The organism is Shewanella sp. 4_MG-2023 (assembly GCF_030548015.1).
In the GTDB taxonomy this organism is placed as follows: domain Bacteria; phylum Pseudomonadota; class Gammaproteobacteria; order Enterobacterales; family Shewanellaceae; genus Shewanella.
In genome coordinates this window covers 56690-74762 of sequence record NZ_JAUORL010000024.1, presented here as the reverse complement: position 1 = coordinate 74762, position 18073 = coordinate 56690, and the positions used below count along the sequence as shown (strand labels likewise).

The following is an 18073-nucleotide window of genomic DNA, read 5'->3' as shown; positions in this document are numbered from 1 at the left end:
AATCAGTACGAAAGCATAAAGCTATAACAATTATCCTTTGGTTACCAATGCTTTGAACTGTGCGGCTTGGCCTGCGACTGGCCACTATTAACCAGTACGAAAGCATAACGCTATAACAGTTATCCTTTGGTTACCAATGCTTTGAACTGTGAGGCTTGGCCTGCGAATGGCCACAATTAACCAGTACGAAAGCATGAAGCTATAACTGTAAAACAGAGTATCCGAATTGACGTTAAGTACTATGAGACCTGTGACTTGGCAGCGAGTATTGTTAGTTGTACTCGCTGCAACATCCTTAACCCAAGCTAGATAAGATTAAGGTGTGAGTTTGTGCTTACTTACATTTGCTTACCTTTTACTTATTTAGGGGAGGTCAGTTAGTTAGCTTATTGAAGTGGTTAACAAGACGCATTAATACGATTTCTGCCATTGGCTTTGGCACGATACAATGCGGTGTCTGCAGCGCATAACAAGGCTTTAGCCGTTCGAAATTGGCTATTGATTTCACATGCATAGCCTTGGCTTACACTAATGCTGACTGATTCATCCAAACCAATATCAATAAAAGTTAGGGCCTTGATATTTTGTTGAACGAGTAAGGCTATTTGCTCCACCTCTACAGTGCTTAAATTTGGCAATATCAGTGCAAACTCTTCGCCGCCATATCTGGCCACGGTGCATTCGTTATTAGGCACAGAGGCTTTAATGGCGTCGGCGACTTTTTGCCAGCGCTGACGTTTTTCATGATTATTGGAGGCGCTGATTAATGCCAACTCGTGTGGTGTTAGATCTTGAGCAAACAGTGGATTATGTTTAAGTGCTTGGGCTTCTTTTAGGGGTTTTCCTTCTGCTAGCAAATAGGCTTTATGCTTATTTTCTGCCAGCCAGCGTTTAGTCAGATGATGTAAGCGACTTTTTATTCGCAGGCTATCATTGTGTTCGTTAATCCAGGCGGTTGCCCGTGGCCAGCGCCTTAATAATGCTTCGTGAGCAATGCTAAAACAGGCTTGGCCATTTTGCAGGTGGGACACAAATAAGCGGCTATTGACCATAGCTTGGGTCAATGTGTGCTGTTCTTTGCTTTGCAGTTGTGACCAAGTTGCGGTGCGGCTGGTGATGGAGGTTTCATCCTCTCGCAGCGTCACCAGTAGGGACAATACCTGTGGTAAACAGGCTTGTTGTGAATCAGTTAATTGTGCCATGGCGTCGTCGGCATTTTTACCTATTGCGCCTTCGATACCGCCTAATTGTTGGTAAACGCTAAACAGTAATTGATTGTCTTTACTGCGTTGCAGGTATAGCGCTTGCAACATGTATTGCAACATAGGTAATGCATCAGGGTTACTGGCGGCCTCTGTACAGAGTATTTCATCTAGCGGCATGGCTGTTTCAGGATCGACACTCCAGCTTAAATTGGCTGCAATTGCTGGCAGGCGGATCATTTGCAGTAATTCATTACGCGAAGGCGACGCTAAATCAAAATGAGCCCCTTTACCTTTACCCGCCATTAAACTGGGATAAGTCACTAGTAATGGGTAAAACTCATTACGACAAGCACTGATAATCAATACCACAGAAGAGTTGGCGAGTTTTTCTAAGATTTCAATAAATGCATAACGTTGATCGTCAGCAAAGATCGGCGATGACAGAAAGACTTCTAAGCGATCAATAAACAATGCTAAGTGAGTTTCGTTAGTGCTGCTGAGTTTGATGGCCTGCTGACATTGCTCAATAATGGTGGGCATATCTGTTATTAGCTTGTGCGACAGGGTTTCGGCGCTGTCACCACTAAATACTGGAATATCGTTGATTTCCCAGTCCAGCATGATACTGGCCAGTTCGGAAAATAATTGTGTTTTAGCCACATTGGCAAAATCTAAATGGCTATAGCTGGCAACCTTTACCCCGTTGTAACCCGTATTAGCCATTAAATTGGGCATGATTCCGGCATTAATGAGTGATGATTTTCCGCTGCCGCTAGGGCCTAAAACTAAACAAAATCCGCGGCCATATTTAACTTGTACACTGATGCATTCAAGCAAGGTGGCAATTTGTTTGCTGCGACCAAAAAACACCTCGGCGTAATTGGCGCTATAGGCTTGTAAGCCCGCAAAGGGTGATCCTGCTTGCCACGTCTGGCTGTCGGCCACGGTTTCATGGCCAATGGGGAAATTTACCTTAGCAAGAGTGCGATAGCCGCGCTTGCGAATGGTTTCAATATAGCTGGGTTCAGTGGCTTTATCGCCCAATGCGCGGCGTAATTGGTTAATGACTTTATGCAGTGGATTATCGCCAATATCGGCTTCTGGCCAGCATTGATTGACAATGTCATCACTGCTGAGTACCTCGCCTTGCTGTTGACATAACAGCAATAAAACATCCATTGCCTTAGGCCAAGTTGTTTGGTTTTTTTACCTTGTCTAAGGGAGTTACTATTAGGGTCAACCTGCCAGTCACCAAAGAAAAATATATCTTTGCTCATTATTACAATCCATTGAATATCAGCTATTTTTCAATGTCGTGAGTTAAAAAACGACAAGATTTTGATATGCAAAATTAGTACATTAGACATTAGTTATATCAATAAATGGTTGTTTTTGTAAGCGATCGCCAAGCAAACAGAGTGGATATCTTTGTCAGGCGATTTTGCTTGGCTTTTATTCTGTAGATTTTGCGAGGCTAGTTTTTATCGCTATGTCTTTTGTCGCTATGCTTGTTAATAAAACCGTTGTTATCTAGATAGTCGTTGTCGATATTGTCCTTAAAAAGTCACTAGTAGGTTTGGCTACTTTGATGATGTCGTTAGCTGGCTTAAGGCCTGTGCGGTTAACATTTCTGTATAAGCGTTTATTTTGACATGCTTTGGGCTCCAGCCTTTAATAAAGCGCTGAAAATCGGCCCATGCTATGCAATACAAAGGGCGCCAAGTTTGTTCAACCTCTTTAGGATTAATATCTGGCTGATGGAGATTAATGCTGCTGGCGAGCTGACTAAAATAGTAATCCAAATATTGCTCGATTAGTTTATGTGGTTCAGTAAATGTCAGCGTACTGCTTAGCAGTAAAATCACATCTTTCATGCCGCAACCTTGGCCCACATATTGAAAGTCCACCGCAGCAGCTTTGTCGTGGTGAGTATTAAAACAAAAGTTAGCGAGTTTGGCATCGCCGTGGATTATTGTTTGGTATGGCGTCTGTTTTAAAGCGCGATCGATTGTATTGGCTGCCATTTTTAACGGCTGATCGCTGAGTGCCTGTAATTCATCGGGGCGAGTATCTAAATGCCAGTAGCTGCCTGTGGGCCATAGGTCGGTGGTATTCACGGTTGATGGCTGGCTAGTTGTAAATTGATTAGCCATAAATTGGCCGTGAAAATGCCCCAGCCATTTAAGGCTGGCCAAAATGGCTGTGTGATCTGCATGGGTTAATACTTGATCGAAACCTAAAGTATGTAAGTCTTCAAGGATCAGTAAGGTTTCTAGTTCGCTGCGCTGAATGTATAAACATTGAGGCACGCTGTTTTCGCTTTGACGATCATTATCACTGCCACTGCCACTGCCACTGCCACATAGCTGAGCGTAGTGCTGATACCAGTTAGCTTCAACTTGATAAGATTTGAGTTTACGTTGATGTGATAGGGCGCTATTCCAGCCCTTGGGATGCGACTCTGGCTGTGGCAGTTTAATGTGTTTAACGATAACAGATGAATATTGGCTACCAGTAAGCTTAGCGCGAAATAGTTCGCCATAACCGCCCCATAGGGATTGAATTACCTCAATCTCGCTTATACTTTGAGCTTTTAATGCCGTGGTAATCTTGCTAATAACTGCTTTATCTATTGTCATTAAACCCTTACTTTCCCTTTTTGATGTTGTAGCCACTTCATAAAACCATAATCTAGCTATTGTGCCAGAATTTTACTTAATAGCTAAAGTGATAAGCTAATCGATTGATAATTGCTCAACTAAGAATAAAACAAGTTATTGGCTGCTGTTTTTACGCAGCAGTGATTGAATTTTATCCCCAATAGCGTAGTTTTAGCGTAAAGCCCCAAACGAGAGTGCTTATATGAAGCCAGCTAAGAACGATACTAAATTGCTTAAACTCGCAATGGAAATTGGTGAGGGTTATGCAAAACGTCGCGGTTTTGAAAACTTTGGTGTTGGTATATCGCCAAAAGATAAAGTGGAATGTATTTACCGTTTATTGGTGCAAGATGGGCTAATTCAAGCATTAGCTGAAGATAATGATGATGGCCCAAATCGTAAGCATAAATTGATTTTGTGGATCAGTCGCCAACTTCCTGAAGATCATCCCCTTAAAAACTAACCCATGGGTGAGTTGCTTAGTTATTCCGATTACGTAAAAAGCCGAGATGTTCTCGGCTTTTTAATGGCGACTGGAATGTAAAACTTATCCTTTCAGTTCTACTTCAATGTCAGTTTCTTCTGGTGATTTCATCACATCTTTAGGTTTAGTGACACTGCCCACAGGTGGGTAGGGCACTGTGCCTTTAAATTCATCACGGGTAGCTTCGCTGTAATTGGGAAAAGGTAAGGCATCTTCCTCGATTAATTGTTTAATGGTTTGCTCCGCTTGTTGTTGTACCTCGACGTCTGCGCTGCTGGCATTTTGTAGCATGACATTTTGACCAATAGGGGCAATTTTAATGTCTAACTGCTTTAAAATATTCAGTAAGTGAAAGTTTAAATCCTCAGCAATACCAAAATATTCATTGATATCACCGGTATCGATATAGGCATTTACGTTGACGACAAACGCATCACGCTCAATGGCAAGAAAACGCGCCCGCTGAGCAATCTCTAACACTCTGGGGTGTGACAATAATAATTTTCGCAGTTCCATTAACAGCATTTGCAGTTGCTCTTTACTGGTATCAAGGCTAATGCGCAGATCGTGCTTATAGCGGCGACGATCGATAACAGAGAAGTTTTCTAACTCTTGGGATGAAAATACCGAGTTAGGGATATGCACTACGGTGCGATCGAGTTTTCTGATCCGTGTCGAGCGTAAGCCAATTTCTTCAACTACGCCCATAGTGGTGCCAAAGCGGCAAAAATCCCCCGGTTTTATTGGTCTTGCAGCATATAAAGTTAATGCGCCGAAGACATTTTCTAATGGTTTTTGCGCCGCCAAGGCAATGGCTAAACTGCCGACACCTAGGCCGGTTAAAATGGTGGCCATGTTGTATCCTGAGCTTTCAAACCACATTAAGGCAATAACCACCACAATGACGATTTTTAATATTGCTACCATAGGCCTGAGTAAGGCCACGGAGTAGCTTTTATCTTGATCGTTTAATTGCTTGGATTTTATTGCGGAATACAATTCCACTAAACCTAAAATTAGAATGGTGTTGGCGATATACAGCAAGGTGCTGTTATCAAACCATACACGTGCCCTAATCGATAAACCTAATGACAGCGCCACATATTGCAAGCTCGAAAGATATAAAAACCAGCGCAAGCTGTTGCCTGAAAAACGGGTTAATCCAGCCAGTTTATGTTCAAATTTAGCGGCAATGGTTTTGGCGGCAATGCTGATTAATCCGGTGGCGATCCAACCAAAGAAAATACACAGAATAAAGATCAGCAGTTGCCAGTTTTCCATATGGAACATGGTGAATTGCGGTAAAACGTTAGCCAGTGCTTCGATTTGCGGGCTGTAGCCATATTCGTCCCATAGCTCAGGAACTTGGGCTATAGTGGCGTTAGAGATCTTCCAAATTTTGCCTTTTTTACCGTCTGGAACTCGCTGTAAATAGACCGGAACAGGGCCTTTACTGGTTTCTAGTACCCCTAACAAATCACGATAGCTTGGCAGTTTATCGTTAAGGTGTCCTTCTGGTTGATCGCTGATCTGCGAAAGGTCGAGGATGTTTTGTTTATTCCATAATATCGCCAGTTTACGCAGTAAATCGGCACCATCTTCGGGATTAATATCTTTGGGCAGGTAACGCAGATCAATAAACTCAGTGGCAGCTTCCCAGTCGTTTTCTTGTACCGCTCGACCGATTTCAATGAGGGCTGATAAAGGAGTTTCGCCATCTCGGGCGAGGGTGAGTCCGCCTTGAGCTTCGGCAATGGCTTCACTGCGCTTTTCTGCTTCGGCAACTTGTTTTAAGTTGATATCGTCTGCAGCCATGGCGGTTGGCGCAAGGCTTGACATCGATAACAACACAAAAGCAGTAAAAAGCGTTCGCCATGTTGTTTGCAGCATATTTTTATCCCTAAAAGCGCAATATCTAGCTCAAATATATGTGTTTTAGCCTCAGACTGCTAGGGAGGCACACTTCTAAGTAAGTAAAAGTTACATAAATGGGTGTCTCAACTTTATCACCAAGATAACTTTTCATATGATACAGCTTCCCAAGGTTTTGTTATCGGCTGGGCAGCGTATTTTTAGCCTTAACTAACGATAAAGAGTTGGATGGATAAAGGGCGCCCTAATAGAAGTCGTTGGCGCTTTTTTTGTGCTTTGAATCCAATTAATCAGCTGGCAGCGGATTACCTTTTAACGAGATTGCGTATCGTAGCAGGGTAAAACCTTCGTCTTCATATTGTCTGATAAACGTCATACCTAACTTTTCAATGATGTTGACTGAGCCAAGATTAAGGTTTACGACTTCGCCGTAAATAATATCTAAATCCATATGTTTCTTAGCATACTCAATACTGGCAAGGTTAGCTTCTGTGGCATAGCCCTTACCCTAAAAATCTGGGTGTAAGCGATTGCCTATATCTACTGCATTAATACGTAAATCATATTTAAACCCACAAAAGCCTATGACTTGTTTGGTTGCTTTTAATTCTACAGCCTAACGAGCAAAACCATATTTCTGGTATTCTGCTAACCAGATGTCCTGAATAATGTTTTTTGCATCTTCGATGTTATTACACATGCCTGCATCGCCAGTGTAGCGGTTGACTTCCTCTGAATTAAACTCAAGCACAGCCTTTGTATCGCCAAGATTAAATTCACGAATGATTAGGCGTTCAGTTTCGATTATTATTGTCACTTTTATTTCCTTGGTTCTTGGATTGGTGCATCTGCTCCAGATGCACCTGCTCCAGATGCATTAGTGATGTCATAGTAAGCTTGATAAGCAAAGCGGCCGATGGCGATAACGATCAGAATAATAATGATCCGGCTCATGGTGCCAGAAGCCGTGGTGGCTTTTTGCATTTTGATCGGCGATCTTTTTTTGCCACTGTTATTTCGTGTTGAGTTTTGGTGAGCATGGCTGTCTGATTTTGTGGCAACTCCCACTATTTGCGCTTCGATCGCCTTAATTTTACCGTCAGCTTGCTGCGCTACGATATACGCAATTTGATCACCTTGAATGGGCTTTCTCGCCATATGTTTAAGGGTTGAAATATGAATAAACACGTCCTTGCCACCTTCATCAGGCTCAATAAAACCGAAGCCTTTACTGCTATTCCAGCGAACTAATCGACCTGTTTCCATCATCACGAGTATGTTTCCTTTTTGAACGGCTAAATGTTTACAACACATTATAAAATTGACCAAGGCTATGCTAGGTTATTAATTCAATATAATAAATAGTAATTATCAGCGACTACGACTTTTAGCAGTCAAGATTCTCAGTCAAGATGAACAGTCAACAAGGAAGACACCATGACATTATCAGCACGCTTAACAGCCATACCAACAGCATTGTCGATATCACTGGCTTTAGCTGCAACGATAACCACCACCTCGTTACGCGCTGTAGATCTTGATGATTCAGTGACCAAAGCATTACCACAACTTGAACAGCTTTATACTCACCTTCATCAACACCCTGAACTGTCCTATCAAGAGAAAAATACCAGTGCCAGAATGGCAAAAGAGTTACGGCAATTAGGTTTTGAAGTCACTGATAATTATGGCGGCTACGGCGTGGTGGGCATATTCAAAAATGGCGACGGGCCTACGGTGATGATCCGCGCCGATATTGATGCTTTACCTATTATTGAACAAACGGGCAAAGCTTATGCATCGACAGTGACAACCCAAGATGCACATAACAATACTGTGGGCATTATGCATGGCTGTGGCCATGATATTCATATGACCAGCATGATTGGCGCAGCCGAGCAATTGATGTTGCACAAGTCAGCTTGGCAAGGCACTTTGATGATGGTAGCCCAGCCTGCAGAAGAAATGGGCGGCGGCGCAAAAGCCATGCTCAAGCAAGGTTTATTTAGCGAGTTTCCCACTCCTGATAAGGTGTTAGGTTTGCATGTCAGTGCATCTATTCCTGCTGGTAAAGTCGGCTCTATTAGTGGTTATGCATTGGCCAATGTGGATTCGGTGGATATCAGCATTAAAGGCAAAGGTGGCCATGGTGCTTACCCCCATTTAACCATAGACCCTGTGGTTCTGGCGGCGCGCACAGTATTAGCATTGCAAACCATTCCAAGCCGTGAAGTGTCACCCCTTGAGCCAAACGTGGTCACAGTGGGTTCAATTCATGGCGGCTCAAAACATAATATTATTTCCAATGAAGTGAAGCTGCAATTAACTCTGCGATCATATAACCCTGAAGTACGTGAGCAGCAAATCGCTGCCATAAAACGTATCACTAAGGGCATTGCGATTAGTGCGGGTTTACCTGATGAACTGATGCCTGAAGTGTATGTCCATGAAGATGAAAAAATACCTTCGACTTATAATGCCCCAGCATTGGCTGCCCAAGTTAAGGCCAGCATTGAAGCTGAACTAGGAAAAGATAATGTGGTGCTAGCGCCACAGGTTATGGCCGGAGAAGATTTTGGCTTATATGGCCGAACTGAGCAAAATATTCCGATCACTTTATTTTGGTTAGGGGCTGTTGAGCCAAGCGTGTATCAAGCCAGTATTGATAGCGGCGACAGCTTGCCATCATTGCATTCGAGTAAGTTTGCCCCAGATTATCCGTTAACTATCAGCACCGGCGTGCGGGCAATGACACGCGCGGCAATGGATTTGTTTAATAGTAGCAAATAAGCTTACTTTATCTGACTTAAAGCATGACGCTTATTTATAGCCTGAAGCATAGGATAAACGCTATAATTGAGCTTAACTTTTCGTTGTTAAATTGAGATCCCATGACCGTTATTTTTACCACCAATGTTGGCGATATCCATATTGAACTGGATATGGAAAAAGCCCCTGTTAGTTCGAAGAATTTTTTACAGTACTGTCAGGATGGCTTTTATGATTACACTATTTTTCATCGGGTGATAAAAGGCTTTATGATCCAAGGGGGTGGTTTTACTGCCAAGATGAAAGAAAAGCCCACTCGCGATCCTATCGTTAATGAAGCTAATCGTGGCTTGAGTAACACACTTGGCACCATAGCAATGGCAAGAACCGATGCGCCGCATTCGGCCACCGGGCAGTTTTTTATTAATACTGCTGATAATAGCTTTTTAGACCACACAGCGACCACCAACAGCGGTTGGGGTTATGCGGTTTTTGGCAGAGTGGTTGCCGGTATTGAAGTGGTCAAAGAAATTGAAAAAGCTAAAACGGCCACGGTAGCAGGTCATGACGATGTGCCTAAAACGGCGATAGTGATTGAGAAAGTCACCATTATCTAGTGAGCTATTAGCGCTGTTGTTAATCGTGCGGCTGTGAAAGAAGGGAAAGCCATGAGTCTATCTGTAGAAGATAATGCCCAATTAGTGCAGGCTAAGCAGTTACTTGAAAACCCCGGCTTAGCAGCCAAAATCACAGATTTTATTGGCTCGCCCATTGAGCAAGGTTTTGCGCTACTGCCTAAAAGTGTCAGTAATGGTATTGGCAAAGTCACAGAAATGGCGTTGATGAAAGCCTCGGATGCGGCGCTATTTACCATGAAAAACATCCCCCATGAGCAATCTTCTGATCGTTGGCACAAACTCGGTGTTGCAGTGAGTGGTGGTGTGGGGGGCTTTTTCGGCTTAAGCGCATTGGCATTAGAGCTACCAATTTCAACCACCATCATGTTGCGATCCATTGCCGATATTGCTCGCAGTGAGGGTGAGCAACTCGATGAAGTGGCCACTAAAATGGCCTGCATAGAAGTCTTTGCCCTAGGGGGTGAGTCAAATGATGACGATCAAGCTGAAAAAGGCTACTTTGCGGTGCGCACCGTGTTAGCCAATTCAATTGCTGAAGCGGCTGAATACGTTGCCACTAAAGGCTTTAGTAAAGAAGCTGCGCCAATGATGGTTAAATTAGTGACCGTGGTGGCAGAGCGCTTTGGCGTGCAGGTGACTCAAAAGGTGGCCGCTCAAGCTGTACCTGCCATAGGCGCTGCGGGTGGGGCGATCATTAACACCTTATTTATCGATCATTTTCAAGACATGGCAAGAGGTCACTTTATCGTGCGTAAACTTGAGCGTAAGTACGGTGAAGAACTAGTAAAGCTAACCTATCAGACACTTTGATCTTGGCAAGATAAGTTGTTAGTCAATTCCTATTCCTTTTACAGCTTGAATCGTTCTCGATACGTAAGTGGTAACAATTTCATTGTATGAACTTTATTCAATCAAGGTTATCTTAACTATATAAGTTAAAGATAATGTTTAAGGATATGTTTTCAGGATGAATAAATTAACCCGCGCGCTATTGGTAGCAAGCTGTTGTATTTTACCTTTTATCCATCCAGCTTTTGCTGCAGATACAGAGCTAAAATTCACCACTTTTACAGTTGATACCGAATTTGAACTGACTCATCCAGTATTAAGCGTTAACTTACTCGATAATGAGGGCAATGAGTTACTAGCACTGGGTGTTGATGATGAACATCAGCGCTGGTTTGCTGTATACGGCATTGTCGATAAGCAATTAGTGATGCTAGATAAAGTATTATTAAACAAAGATATTTATAGCTTTGATATTAATGAAATCGACTCTAATACTGATAGCATGCTTGCGCTGCAACAGCTGTATTTCGTCACTGCAGAGCAATTACTACGTTATGCCCCAGTTACGGCTAATAGCGCTATTAACAAGCTAGATGTGAGTATGCTCCCAGCAGATGCGATCTCCGCTGATGACATGCTAGTGCAAGATCCTTCAGCTTCACTTTCACCTAAACAAATTACCAGCCAACAAACAGATACTGCAGCAAAACCGCTTTCTGGTGAGTTAGTTGCCGTTGCTGATATTAATTCATTAGCTGTTACAGGCCATGCTGATTTTATCTCTCGTGGTGATTTTGTCAGTGATATTAATAATGATGATATTGCTGATGTACTGATAAGTGACTTTAGAGAAATGCATGTATTGCTCGGTGCTGGTAATACTCAATTCATCCGACAATCACTGCCGTTACTGCCTCAAGTTGAGCTGACCAATAATGGCGCTGAATATAGCCGCGCTACGCTTTATCACAGTGATATGAACTTTGATGGTCGCGATGATATTGTCAAAGTCGGTGAGGGCTCGCTCGAAGTGTATTATCAAAACGATCAAGGGCAGTTCGCCGCGATCGCAGAATATATTTCGGTGAGTCAACCCATCAGTGGTATTGATTGGTGGAATAAGCGTGATGCCTATGGCAAATCGTTAGATCAAAGTGATTTACTGTACCGTAAAGTTGAGCGTATTGGTGATGTGAATGGCGATGAGATTACTGACTTGGTGGTCAGATATACCAAAAGCTCTGGGGTGTTTGATCGTACCAATGACTATGAAATTTACTTAGGACGTAATAACGATGGCGTGGTGGCTTTTGGCCGCGAACCTGAGACGATTATTAAAGCTGAAGGTACCTTAACAGGGCTACGTTTTGATGATATTGATAATGACAATGTCGATGAGGTGATTGTGTCAGGTTTTGATATTAGTATTTCGCAGATCGTCAGCGCCTTGCTGTCTGGCAGTATTGATCAAGATGTTCATGTGTTTAAAATGAATAGTGCGAATAAATTTGGTGAAAAGGCCAATGCCAGTAAAGAAGTTGAATTAAACTTCAGCCTAAGTTCTGGCCAAAGTGGTGAGCCTGTCGTGGCCTTAGCGGATATCAATGGCGATGGTTATAAAGAGTTATTGTTGTCTGATGATAATGAAACCTTAGATATTTATTTGGGTCAGGCAGGTAGCGCGCCTTTTAGTAAACGATCTCAGCAATGGGATATGATCATTCCAGTTGAAGGTTCGATGCTGTCGGCAACCGATATCAATGCCGATGGTAAAGATGATTTATTAGTTAAATTTGGCAAACAAGATCCTGACAATCTGCAGCGAAGCTTCTCAGTACTATTGGCGCAGTAATCAGTTTTAAGGCTTATAACGCCTCAAAACACACACGAAAAGAACCAGCAATCACTTGCTGGTTTTTTTGTGCTTTCAATTTGGTTTTGGCGATTAAATGAACCACAAAATGACTAATTAAATGATGCCTTTATTGATAAAACCGATGTGAATAGGGCTAAATATTAGTGAATGCTGAAACTGATCTAGATCATAAAATCGATTAAATATTGTAAAAATCAGTTTAGATTTTTGCTGATCTAAGTACACTGCATCTAAACATGTAAATATTATGCATGATTAAATTCAGGAGCAAAGTGATGTTTTGTATTCAATGCGAACAAACAGTTAGAACCCCAGCAGGCAACGGTTGTAGTTATTCTCAAGGTATGTGCGGTAAGTTAGCATCTACGTCAGATCTACAAGATTTATTAATCTACATGTTGCAGGGCGTTTCTGCTTATGCGGTTAAGGCGCGTCAGTTCGATATCATCGATGCCGAGATTGATACCTTTGTTCCTAAGGCATTTTTTGCCACATTAACTAATGTGAACTTTGATGATGGACGTTTAGCTGATTACGCACATCAAGCTCAAACTTACCGTAACAAGTTAAAAGCTGCATACGAACAAGCCTGCGCTGAAAAAGGCGTTGCTGCTGAAGAAGTGATAGCTCAAGCTGAATTTAACTTAGCGGCTTCTCAGCCTGAAATGCTACTACAAGCTCCAGTTGCACTGCCAAACCGTGGTGACGATGTTAATGAAGACATCATGGGCTTACGTTTACTTTGCTTATATGGCCTTAAAGGCGCAGCAGCTTACATGGAGCATGCACGTGTACTTGAGCAAACTGATGCCGATGTGGCCGGTGAATTTCACCAAATCATGTCATTCCTTGGCGAAGACTCAGTTGATGGCGACAAGCTATTTGCTACCGCAATGGAAATCGGTCAATTAAACTATCGCGTAATGGCGATGTTAGATGCGGGTGAAACGACGGCATTTGGCCACCCTGAGCCAACTGAAGTAAACACCAAATCATTTAAAGGTAAGGCGATTTTAGTGTCAGGTCATGACATGAAAGATTTAGAACTTATCTTAGAGCAAACTCAAGGTAAGGGCATTAACGTCTATACTCATGGCGAAATGTTACCGGCATTAGCTTATCCTGCATTTAAAAAGTTCCCACACTTAGTGGGTAACTACGGCAGCGCATGGCAGAACCAACAGCGTGAATTTGGCACTTTCCCAGGCGCTGTTGTGATGACCTCAAACTGTATTATTGACCCTAATGTGGGCGATTATTCAGATCGTATATTCACCCGTAGCATTGTTGGCTGGCCTGGTGTTGCTCACATCGAAGGTGAAGACTTTAGCGCTGTGATTGACAAAGCCCTTGAGCTTGAAGGTTTTAGCTACGATGAAATCCCACATGCGATTACGATTGGTTTTGCACGTAATGCCTTAATGGAAGCGGCACCAACAGTAGTTGAGAACGTGAAAAATGGGTCTATTAAGCACTTTTTCTTAATCGGTGGTTGTGACGGCGATAAATCTGAACGTAGCTACTTTACTGACTTAGCTAAATCAGTGCCTGATGACACCATTATCCTGACCTTAGGGTGTGGTAAGTACAAGTTCAACAAACTTGAGTTTGGCGATATTAATGGTATTCCACGTTTATTAGATGTGGGTCAATGTAACGATGCTTACTCTGCTATACAGTTAGCCTTAGCATTAAAAGATATTTTTGACTGTGATATCAATGAACTGCCTTTAAGCTTGGTACTGTCTTGGTTTGAACAAAAAGCGATTGTGGTGTTACTGACACTATTATCACTGGGCGTTAAAAACATTCGTACAGGCCCAACTCCGCCAGCGTTTTTGACTGAAAACTTAGCAAAAGTGTTAGAAGACCAATTTGGTTTACGTAACACCACTGATGTTGAGTCAGATCTTAAAGCGATGATTAATGCGGCTTAAATAGTGGTTATTGGGTGATATAGGCTTAGCGCTTATATCACCTTTTTATTGTCTGTTTTTTACTTTCTACTTCTAACACATGGTTTCCCATACAGGTGCAATATGAGTTCATCAGGATTTTCATTTTCAGCAGCGTTATCAGCCGCCCAATCAACAAAAGATGACAACAAAAAGTCAGTTGCTAAGGTCAGCGCTGCGCCGAGTTTTTCAATATCGGGTGCATTGGCTGCCACAGCAAAGAAAACGGCTGAGGTTACAACTACTGCTGAAGCAAAAAAATCCATCAATGCAAATCAGTTATTATTAAATGCTGATGAGTGGCAACGTGGTGAAGTGCAATTGCGCTGTACTGAAAAATGGCATGAAACCCATGATGTAGTGAGCTTTCGTTTTCAAGGTTTAACCCCTGTTAAGTTTAACTACAAACCGGGGCAATTTATTACCTTCAAATTAGAGATTGAAGGCGAAATAGTTTATCGCAGTTATACCATGTCATCGTCTCCATCTAGACCTTATTCAATTGTGGTCACGGTGAAGCGCATTGCTGGTGGCAAAGTGTCAAACTTTTTAGCTGATAAGGTTAATCAAGGCGATATCATCACCTTAGTCGGCCCAGATGGCGCCTTTAACTTAGTGGATATAGCGGCTGAAAAGTATTTATTTTTAAGTGCTGGCAGTGGCATTACCCCAATGTATTCAATGTCACGTTGGCTGCTCGATACCAAAGTAGGCAGTGATATTGCCTTTGTGCACAGCGCTCGAACAGATGAAGATATTATCTTTGCTGATAGCTTAGGTGCGATGGCTTATCGCAGTGCTCAATTTCAATTAAGTTACCTGCTTGAAAATGCAGATGAGCTTGTTGAAGGCGTTAATCATACTGGCAACGACAGCCGTATGTTAGGCCGTATCGATATTGAAAAGCTGCAAGCATTAGTGCCTGATTTTATGACTCGCACCATTTTTGTGTGTGGCCCAGAGCCTTACATGGTGTCAGTTAAATCCTTGATTGAAACCAGTGGTTTCGAGATGAAAAACTTCCATCAAGAAAGCTTTACTGGCGCGGTTAAATCACCCCCAAGCAGCACAAATACTGCGGCTACAACTAGCAACTTCATGCTTTCAATCAAGGATAAAAAAGTTGCATTATCGGCTGAGCAAACCTTACTTGATGGCATAGAGTCTGAAGGGCTACCGATAATCGCAGCGTGCCGAAGTGGTGTGTGCGGCGCCTGTAAGTGCCAGGTGACCTCAGGGACTACTGAATCTAGCAGTACCATGACATTAACAGCTGAAGAAATTGCCGCAGGGTATGTATTAGCGTGCTCGACTAAAATCACTTCAGATGTCAGCTTAAAAATGTAAGCTAATTTGCAGCAAGATTTAATTTAAGAACAGTCAGCTATGCTGACTGTTTTGCTTTGTGGCAAAAATAATAAATGGGGCGCCTTATCCCCTTAGCTAAGAATGATCAGTTTGCTTGCAGGACATGAGATGCAATAAATCCGACCCAACTGGCGATAAGCAACACCCAGGGTAAATATGACTTCTGAGACTGTGGCGGCTGCTGCTGTTCAACTACATCATGGTTGAGCTGGTTTTTAGCTTTAAGATTCTGTTTCCGCTGTTTATCAGCCCCACGAGCTTTGGCTTTCTGCAACTTCTTATATTCAGCTATACCTTTCTCAATACCTTGAGCGATGAGTTTGGTCTGTTCTTTGGTTTGTGAAGGTTTTTGAGTAGCCTTAGCCATTTTCATTGCTTCAGCTTGGGTTTCTTGAGAGATACTTTTTGCCATGTTGCTCTACTTCTTGATTAGATTGCTGCTTAGTTACTACTTTAACAGCCTCGTGGGCGGCTCACTATAGCCAATCAGCGTCTAGATGATAATTCAGTAGGTTAATTTTTGTTAAACCATGAGCTAACGCAATAGTGGAATAGTGATTGTGTCGTAAAATAGCTTTTTAACTGTTGAGGAATTCTAATGTCAAAATCAATTCATGGTCGTAACGTTATCAAATTGATGAAAGATCAAAATACCCCGCAGCCACAACAACAATGGCTGGCGTTGATGGCAGCAGAATTTGGTGAAAATGCAGAGTTTCATACTTGTCGTGCCAGTGATATGAGCGCCGCACAGTTAGTTGAACTGTTTATTAGCAACGGTCGTTTAACTGAAACTGAAGCTGGTTTTGTGATTAATCAATGTGGTCACTGTGCAGGTAAAGAAACCCAAGAGGCAACGGCTTAGTCGCGGATTCGGTTTTCTTTAAGACAAAAATGCCAGTCACTGACTGGCATTTTTGTATCTGTGTTTAGCTTTAACTAAGCCCTAAAGCGAGCGGTTAAACTCGCGTATTAAGCGCTAGCCCATAAAGCTTAAATAGCCTTGCAAGATAATGGCATTCACAATATCAATAAAGAATGCCCCTACAATAGGCACTACCATAAAGGCTTGTGGCGACGGACCTGTACGTGAAACTAATGCGCCCATGTTCATTACCGCAGTTGGGGTTGCGCCCATACCAAAACCACAATGACCACCAGCCATCACTGCAGCGTCATAGTTTGAGCCCATTAATCTAAAGGTAACAAAGTAGGCAAACACCGCTAAAATAGCCGCTTGAGACACTAAGATGATTAATAGCGGTACCGCTAAATCAAATATTTCCCACAGCTTTAGGTTCATCAATGCCATCGCTAAGAACAGTGACAAGGACACAGTACCTAAAATATCAACACATTCACTGTTGATTTTGTAGCCGCGACTCAACTCAGTGGCGTTGGTGATGACCACGCCAAAGAATAAGGCATAAACAAAGTCAGGCATTTTTAACCATGCAATATCCATGGAGCTAACAAATTTGCCGAACCACTTAGCCCCTGCCACACATAGCAGCAGAATGAATAGCACTTCTAAAATTTTCTTACCGGTAACGCGATCAATTTCTAATTGGTCATAGGTTACTAAGTCAGGATGATCTACGTGATGATTACCACCCACACCATATGAAGAAACAAGATTATGTTTATTGATAAGGCGCTGGGCAACTGGACCACCAATAATACCGCCCATGACTAGACCAAAGGTGGCCGCTGCCATGGCAAACTCTAAAGTATTAATACCATAGTTGTCTTGGAAGGTTTGCGCCCAAGCAGCACCCGTGCCGTGACCACCTGATAAGGTAATTGAACCAGCGATTAAGCCCATTATCGGCTCTAGCCCTAAAGCGCTGGCTAAGCTAACGCCCACCGCATTTTGAATAATGATATATAAAGATGCAATGCCTAAAAAGACAATGACCTTAGTACCGCCTTTCATTAATAGCTTATAACTTGCCGCTAACCCCACGGTACTGAAAAACATCAGCATCAAGGTATTTTGCATTGAAAGAGTAAATTCTAAACTGATTTTGTTGAAGTGTAATATGGTGATTACGCCTGCAACGATAAGTCCACCCACGATGGGTTCTGGGATATTATATTTTCTGAAAGAAGGTACGTGTCGATTAATTGTATGGCCAATGAATAGTACCAAAATTGCCACGAGGAAAGATTCAAGCTCTCCAATAGAATAAACAGTATTCATGGAACTCCTTTTGTTTTGCACTGAATGAGTTACACAATGTGATTAGATATCACAATTAGATATGCATAAATATTTTGCTTTAATTTATTAGTTATATTGATTATAGAGGAACTTAGCGGTAAATATCATGGGGATTGCCTTAAAAGGCCAAGTGTCGTTCATTTGTTGAGCTGATTTAACAAGTTATTAAAAGCTAAACCCTTGATGTTAATTGTAAAGGTGGTTTTGTTAGCTTAATTGCACTGCTTATGTTG

Annotated in this window: 14 protein-coding genes and 3 pseudogenes; 8 read left to right on the top strand and 9 right to left on the bottom strand. The window is 42.3% G+C overall.

Annotation, left to right across the window (positions count from 1 at the left end; genetic code table 11):
* Positions 1-398: 398 nt before the first annotated feature.
* The 3 genes and pseudogenes from Q4546_RS13790 to Q4546_RS13780 form a co-directional block, all read right to left on the bottom strand.
* Positions 399-713, bottom strand: a pseudogene (locus Q4546_RS13790) (GGDEF domain-containing protein); the annotation flags it as partial.
* 39 nt (positions 714-752) lie between these two features.
* Positions 753-2482, bottom strand: a pseudogene (locus Q4546_RS13785) (winged helix-turn-helix domain-containing protein); the annotation flags it as partial.
* Between the two features lie 303 nt (positions 2483-2785).
* Positions 2786-3844 (bottom strand): phosphotransferase, encoded by a 1059-nt coding sequence (locus Q4546_RS13780; RefSeq protein WP_303446440.1) that lies wholly within the window; start codon positions 3842-3844, stop codon positions 2786-2788.
* Positions 3845-4067: 223 nt separating this feature from the next.
* Between Q4546_RS13780 and Q4546_RS13775 the strand changes: the two genes are divergently transcribed.
* Positions 4068-4328, top strand: a complete 261-nt coding sequence (locus Q4546_RS13775; protein ID WP_303446439.1) for a DUF5062 family protein — start codon at positions 4068-4070, stop codon at positions 4326-4328.
* Positions 4329-4412: 84 nt separating this feature from the next.
* Here the strand turns inward: Q4546_RS13775 and Q4546_RS13770 are convergent, their stop codons facing one another.
* The 4 genes and pseudogenes from Q4546_RS13770 to Q4546_RS13760 all read right to left on the bottom strand — a co-directional run bounded on the left by Q4546_RS13770 (position 4413) and on the right by Q4546_RS13760 (position 7490).
* Positions 4413-6239: a mechanosensitive ion channel family protein gene (locus Q4546_RS13770; RefSeq protein ID WP_303446438.1), complete on the bottom strand. Its 1827-nt coding sequence runs from the start codon at positions 6237-6239 to the stop codon at positions 4413-4415.
* Between the two features lie 268 nt (positions 6240-6507).
* Positions 6508-6717 (bottom strand): annotated as a pseudogene (locus tag Q4546_RS19205) (GNAT family N-acetyltransferase); the annotation flags it as partial.
* Between the two features lie 120 nt (positions 6718-6837).
* Positions 6838-7038 carry a hypothetical protein gene (locus Q4546_RS19200; protein ID WP_368506620.1) on the bottom strand — a complete coding sequence of 67 codons (201 nt, stop codon included), beginning with the start codon at positions 7036-7038 and terminating at the stop codon, positions 6838-6840.
* Positions 7039-7040: 2 nt separating this feature from the next.
* The gene (locus Q4546_RS13760) at positions 7041-7490 is read right to left on the bottom strand and encodes a cold-shock protein (protein WP_241900980.1); all 450 of its coding nucleotides are present in this window, start codon (positions 7488-7490) and stop codon (positions 7041-7043) included.
* Between the two features lie 168 nt (positions 7491-7658).
* On the opposite strand from Q4546_RS13760, the gene Q4546_RS13755 reads away from it, so the two are divergent.
* The 6 genes from Q4546_RS13755 to Q4546_RS13730 all read left to right on the top strand — a co-directional run bounded on the left by Q4546_RS13755 (position 7659) and on the right by Q4546_RS13730 (position 15595).
* Positions 7659-9011: a M20 family metallopeptidase gene (locus Q4546_RS13755; RefSeq protein ID WP_303446437.1), complete on the top strand. Its 1353-nt coding sequence runs from the start codon at positions 7659-7661 to the stop codon at positions 9009-9011.
* A gap of 101 nt (positions 9012-9112) precedes the next feature.
* Positions 9113-9607, top strand: a complete 495-nt coding sequence (locus Q4546_RS13750; protein ID WP_102437617.1) for a peptidylprolyl isomerase — start codon at positions 9113-9115, stop codon at positions 9605-9607.
* A 51-nt stretch (positions 9608-9658) separates the two neighbouring features.
* Positions 9659-10438: an EcsC family protein gene (locus tag Q4546_RS13745; RefSeq protein ID WP_102437619.1), complete on the top strand. Its 780-nt coding sequence runs from the start codon at positions 9659-9661 to the stop codon at positions 10436-10438.
* A 157-nt stretch (positions 10439-10595) separates the two neighbouring features.
* On the top strand, positions 10596-12269 hold the full coding sequence (locus Q4546_RS13740; RefSeq protein WP_303446436.1) for a VCBS repeat-containing protein: 1674 nt from the start codon (positions 10596-10598) through the stop codon (positions 12267-12269).
* Positions 12270-12568: 299 nt separating this feature from the next.
* On the top strand, positions 12569-14230 hold the full coding sequence (gene hcp / locus Q4546_RS13735; RefSeq protein WP_102437623.1) for a hydroxylamine reductase: 1662 nt from the start codon (positions 12569-12571) through the stop codon (positions 14228-14230).
* Positions 14231-14332: 102 nt separating this feature from the next.
* Positions 14333-15595 (top strand): hybrid-cluster NAD(P)-dependent oxidoreductase, encoded by a 1263-nt coding sequence (locus tag Q4546_RS13730; protein WP_102437624.1) that lies wholly within the window; start codon positions 14333-14335, stop codon positions 15593-15595.
* 106 nt (positions 15596-15701) lie between these two features.
* On the opposite strand, the gene Q4546_RS13725 is transcribed toward Q4546_RS13730, so the two are convergent.
* Positions 15702-16028 (bottom strand): DUF2956 domain-containing protein, encoded by a 327-nt coding sequence (locus tag Q4546_RS13725; protein WP_102437626.1) that lies wholly within the window; start codon positions 16026-16028, stop codon positions 15702-15704.
* Between the two features lie 186 nt (positions 16029-16214).
* On the opposite strand from Q4546_RS13725, the gene Q4546_RS13720 reads away from it, so the two are divergent.
* Positions 16215-16481, top strand: coding sequence for a YecH family protein (locus tag Q4546_RS13720; protein WP_102437627.1), 267 nt, complete (start codon positions 16215-16217; stop codon positions 16479-16481).
* Between the two features lie 114 nt (positions 16482-16595).
* Here the strand turns inward: Q4546_RS13720 and gltS are convergent, their stop codons facing one another.
* On the bottom strand, positions 16596-17819 hold the full coding sequence (gltS, locus tag Q4546_RS13715; RefSeq protein WP_076538815.1) for a sodium/glutamate symporter: 1224 nt from the start codon (positions 17817-17819) through the stop codon (positions 16596-16598).
* Positions 17820-18073: the final 254 nt, after the last annotated feature.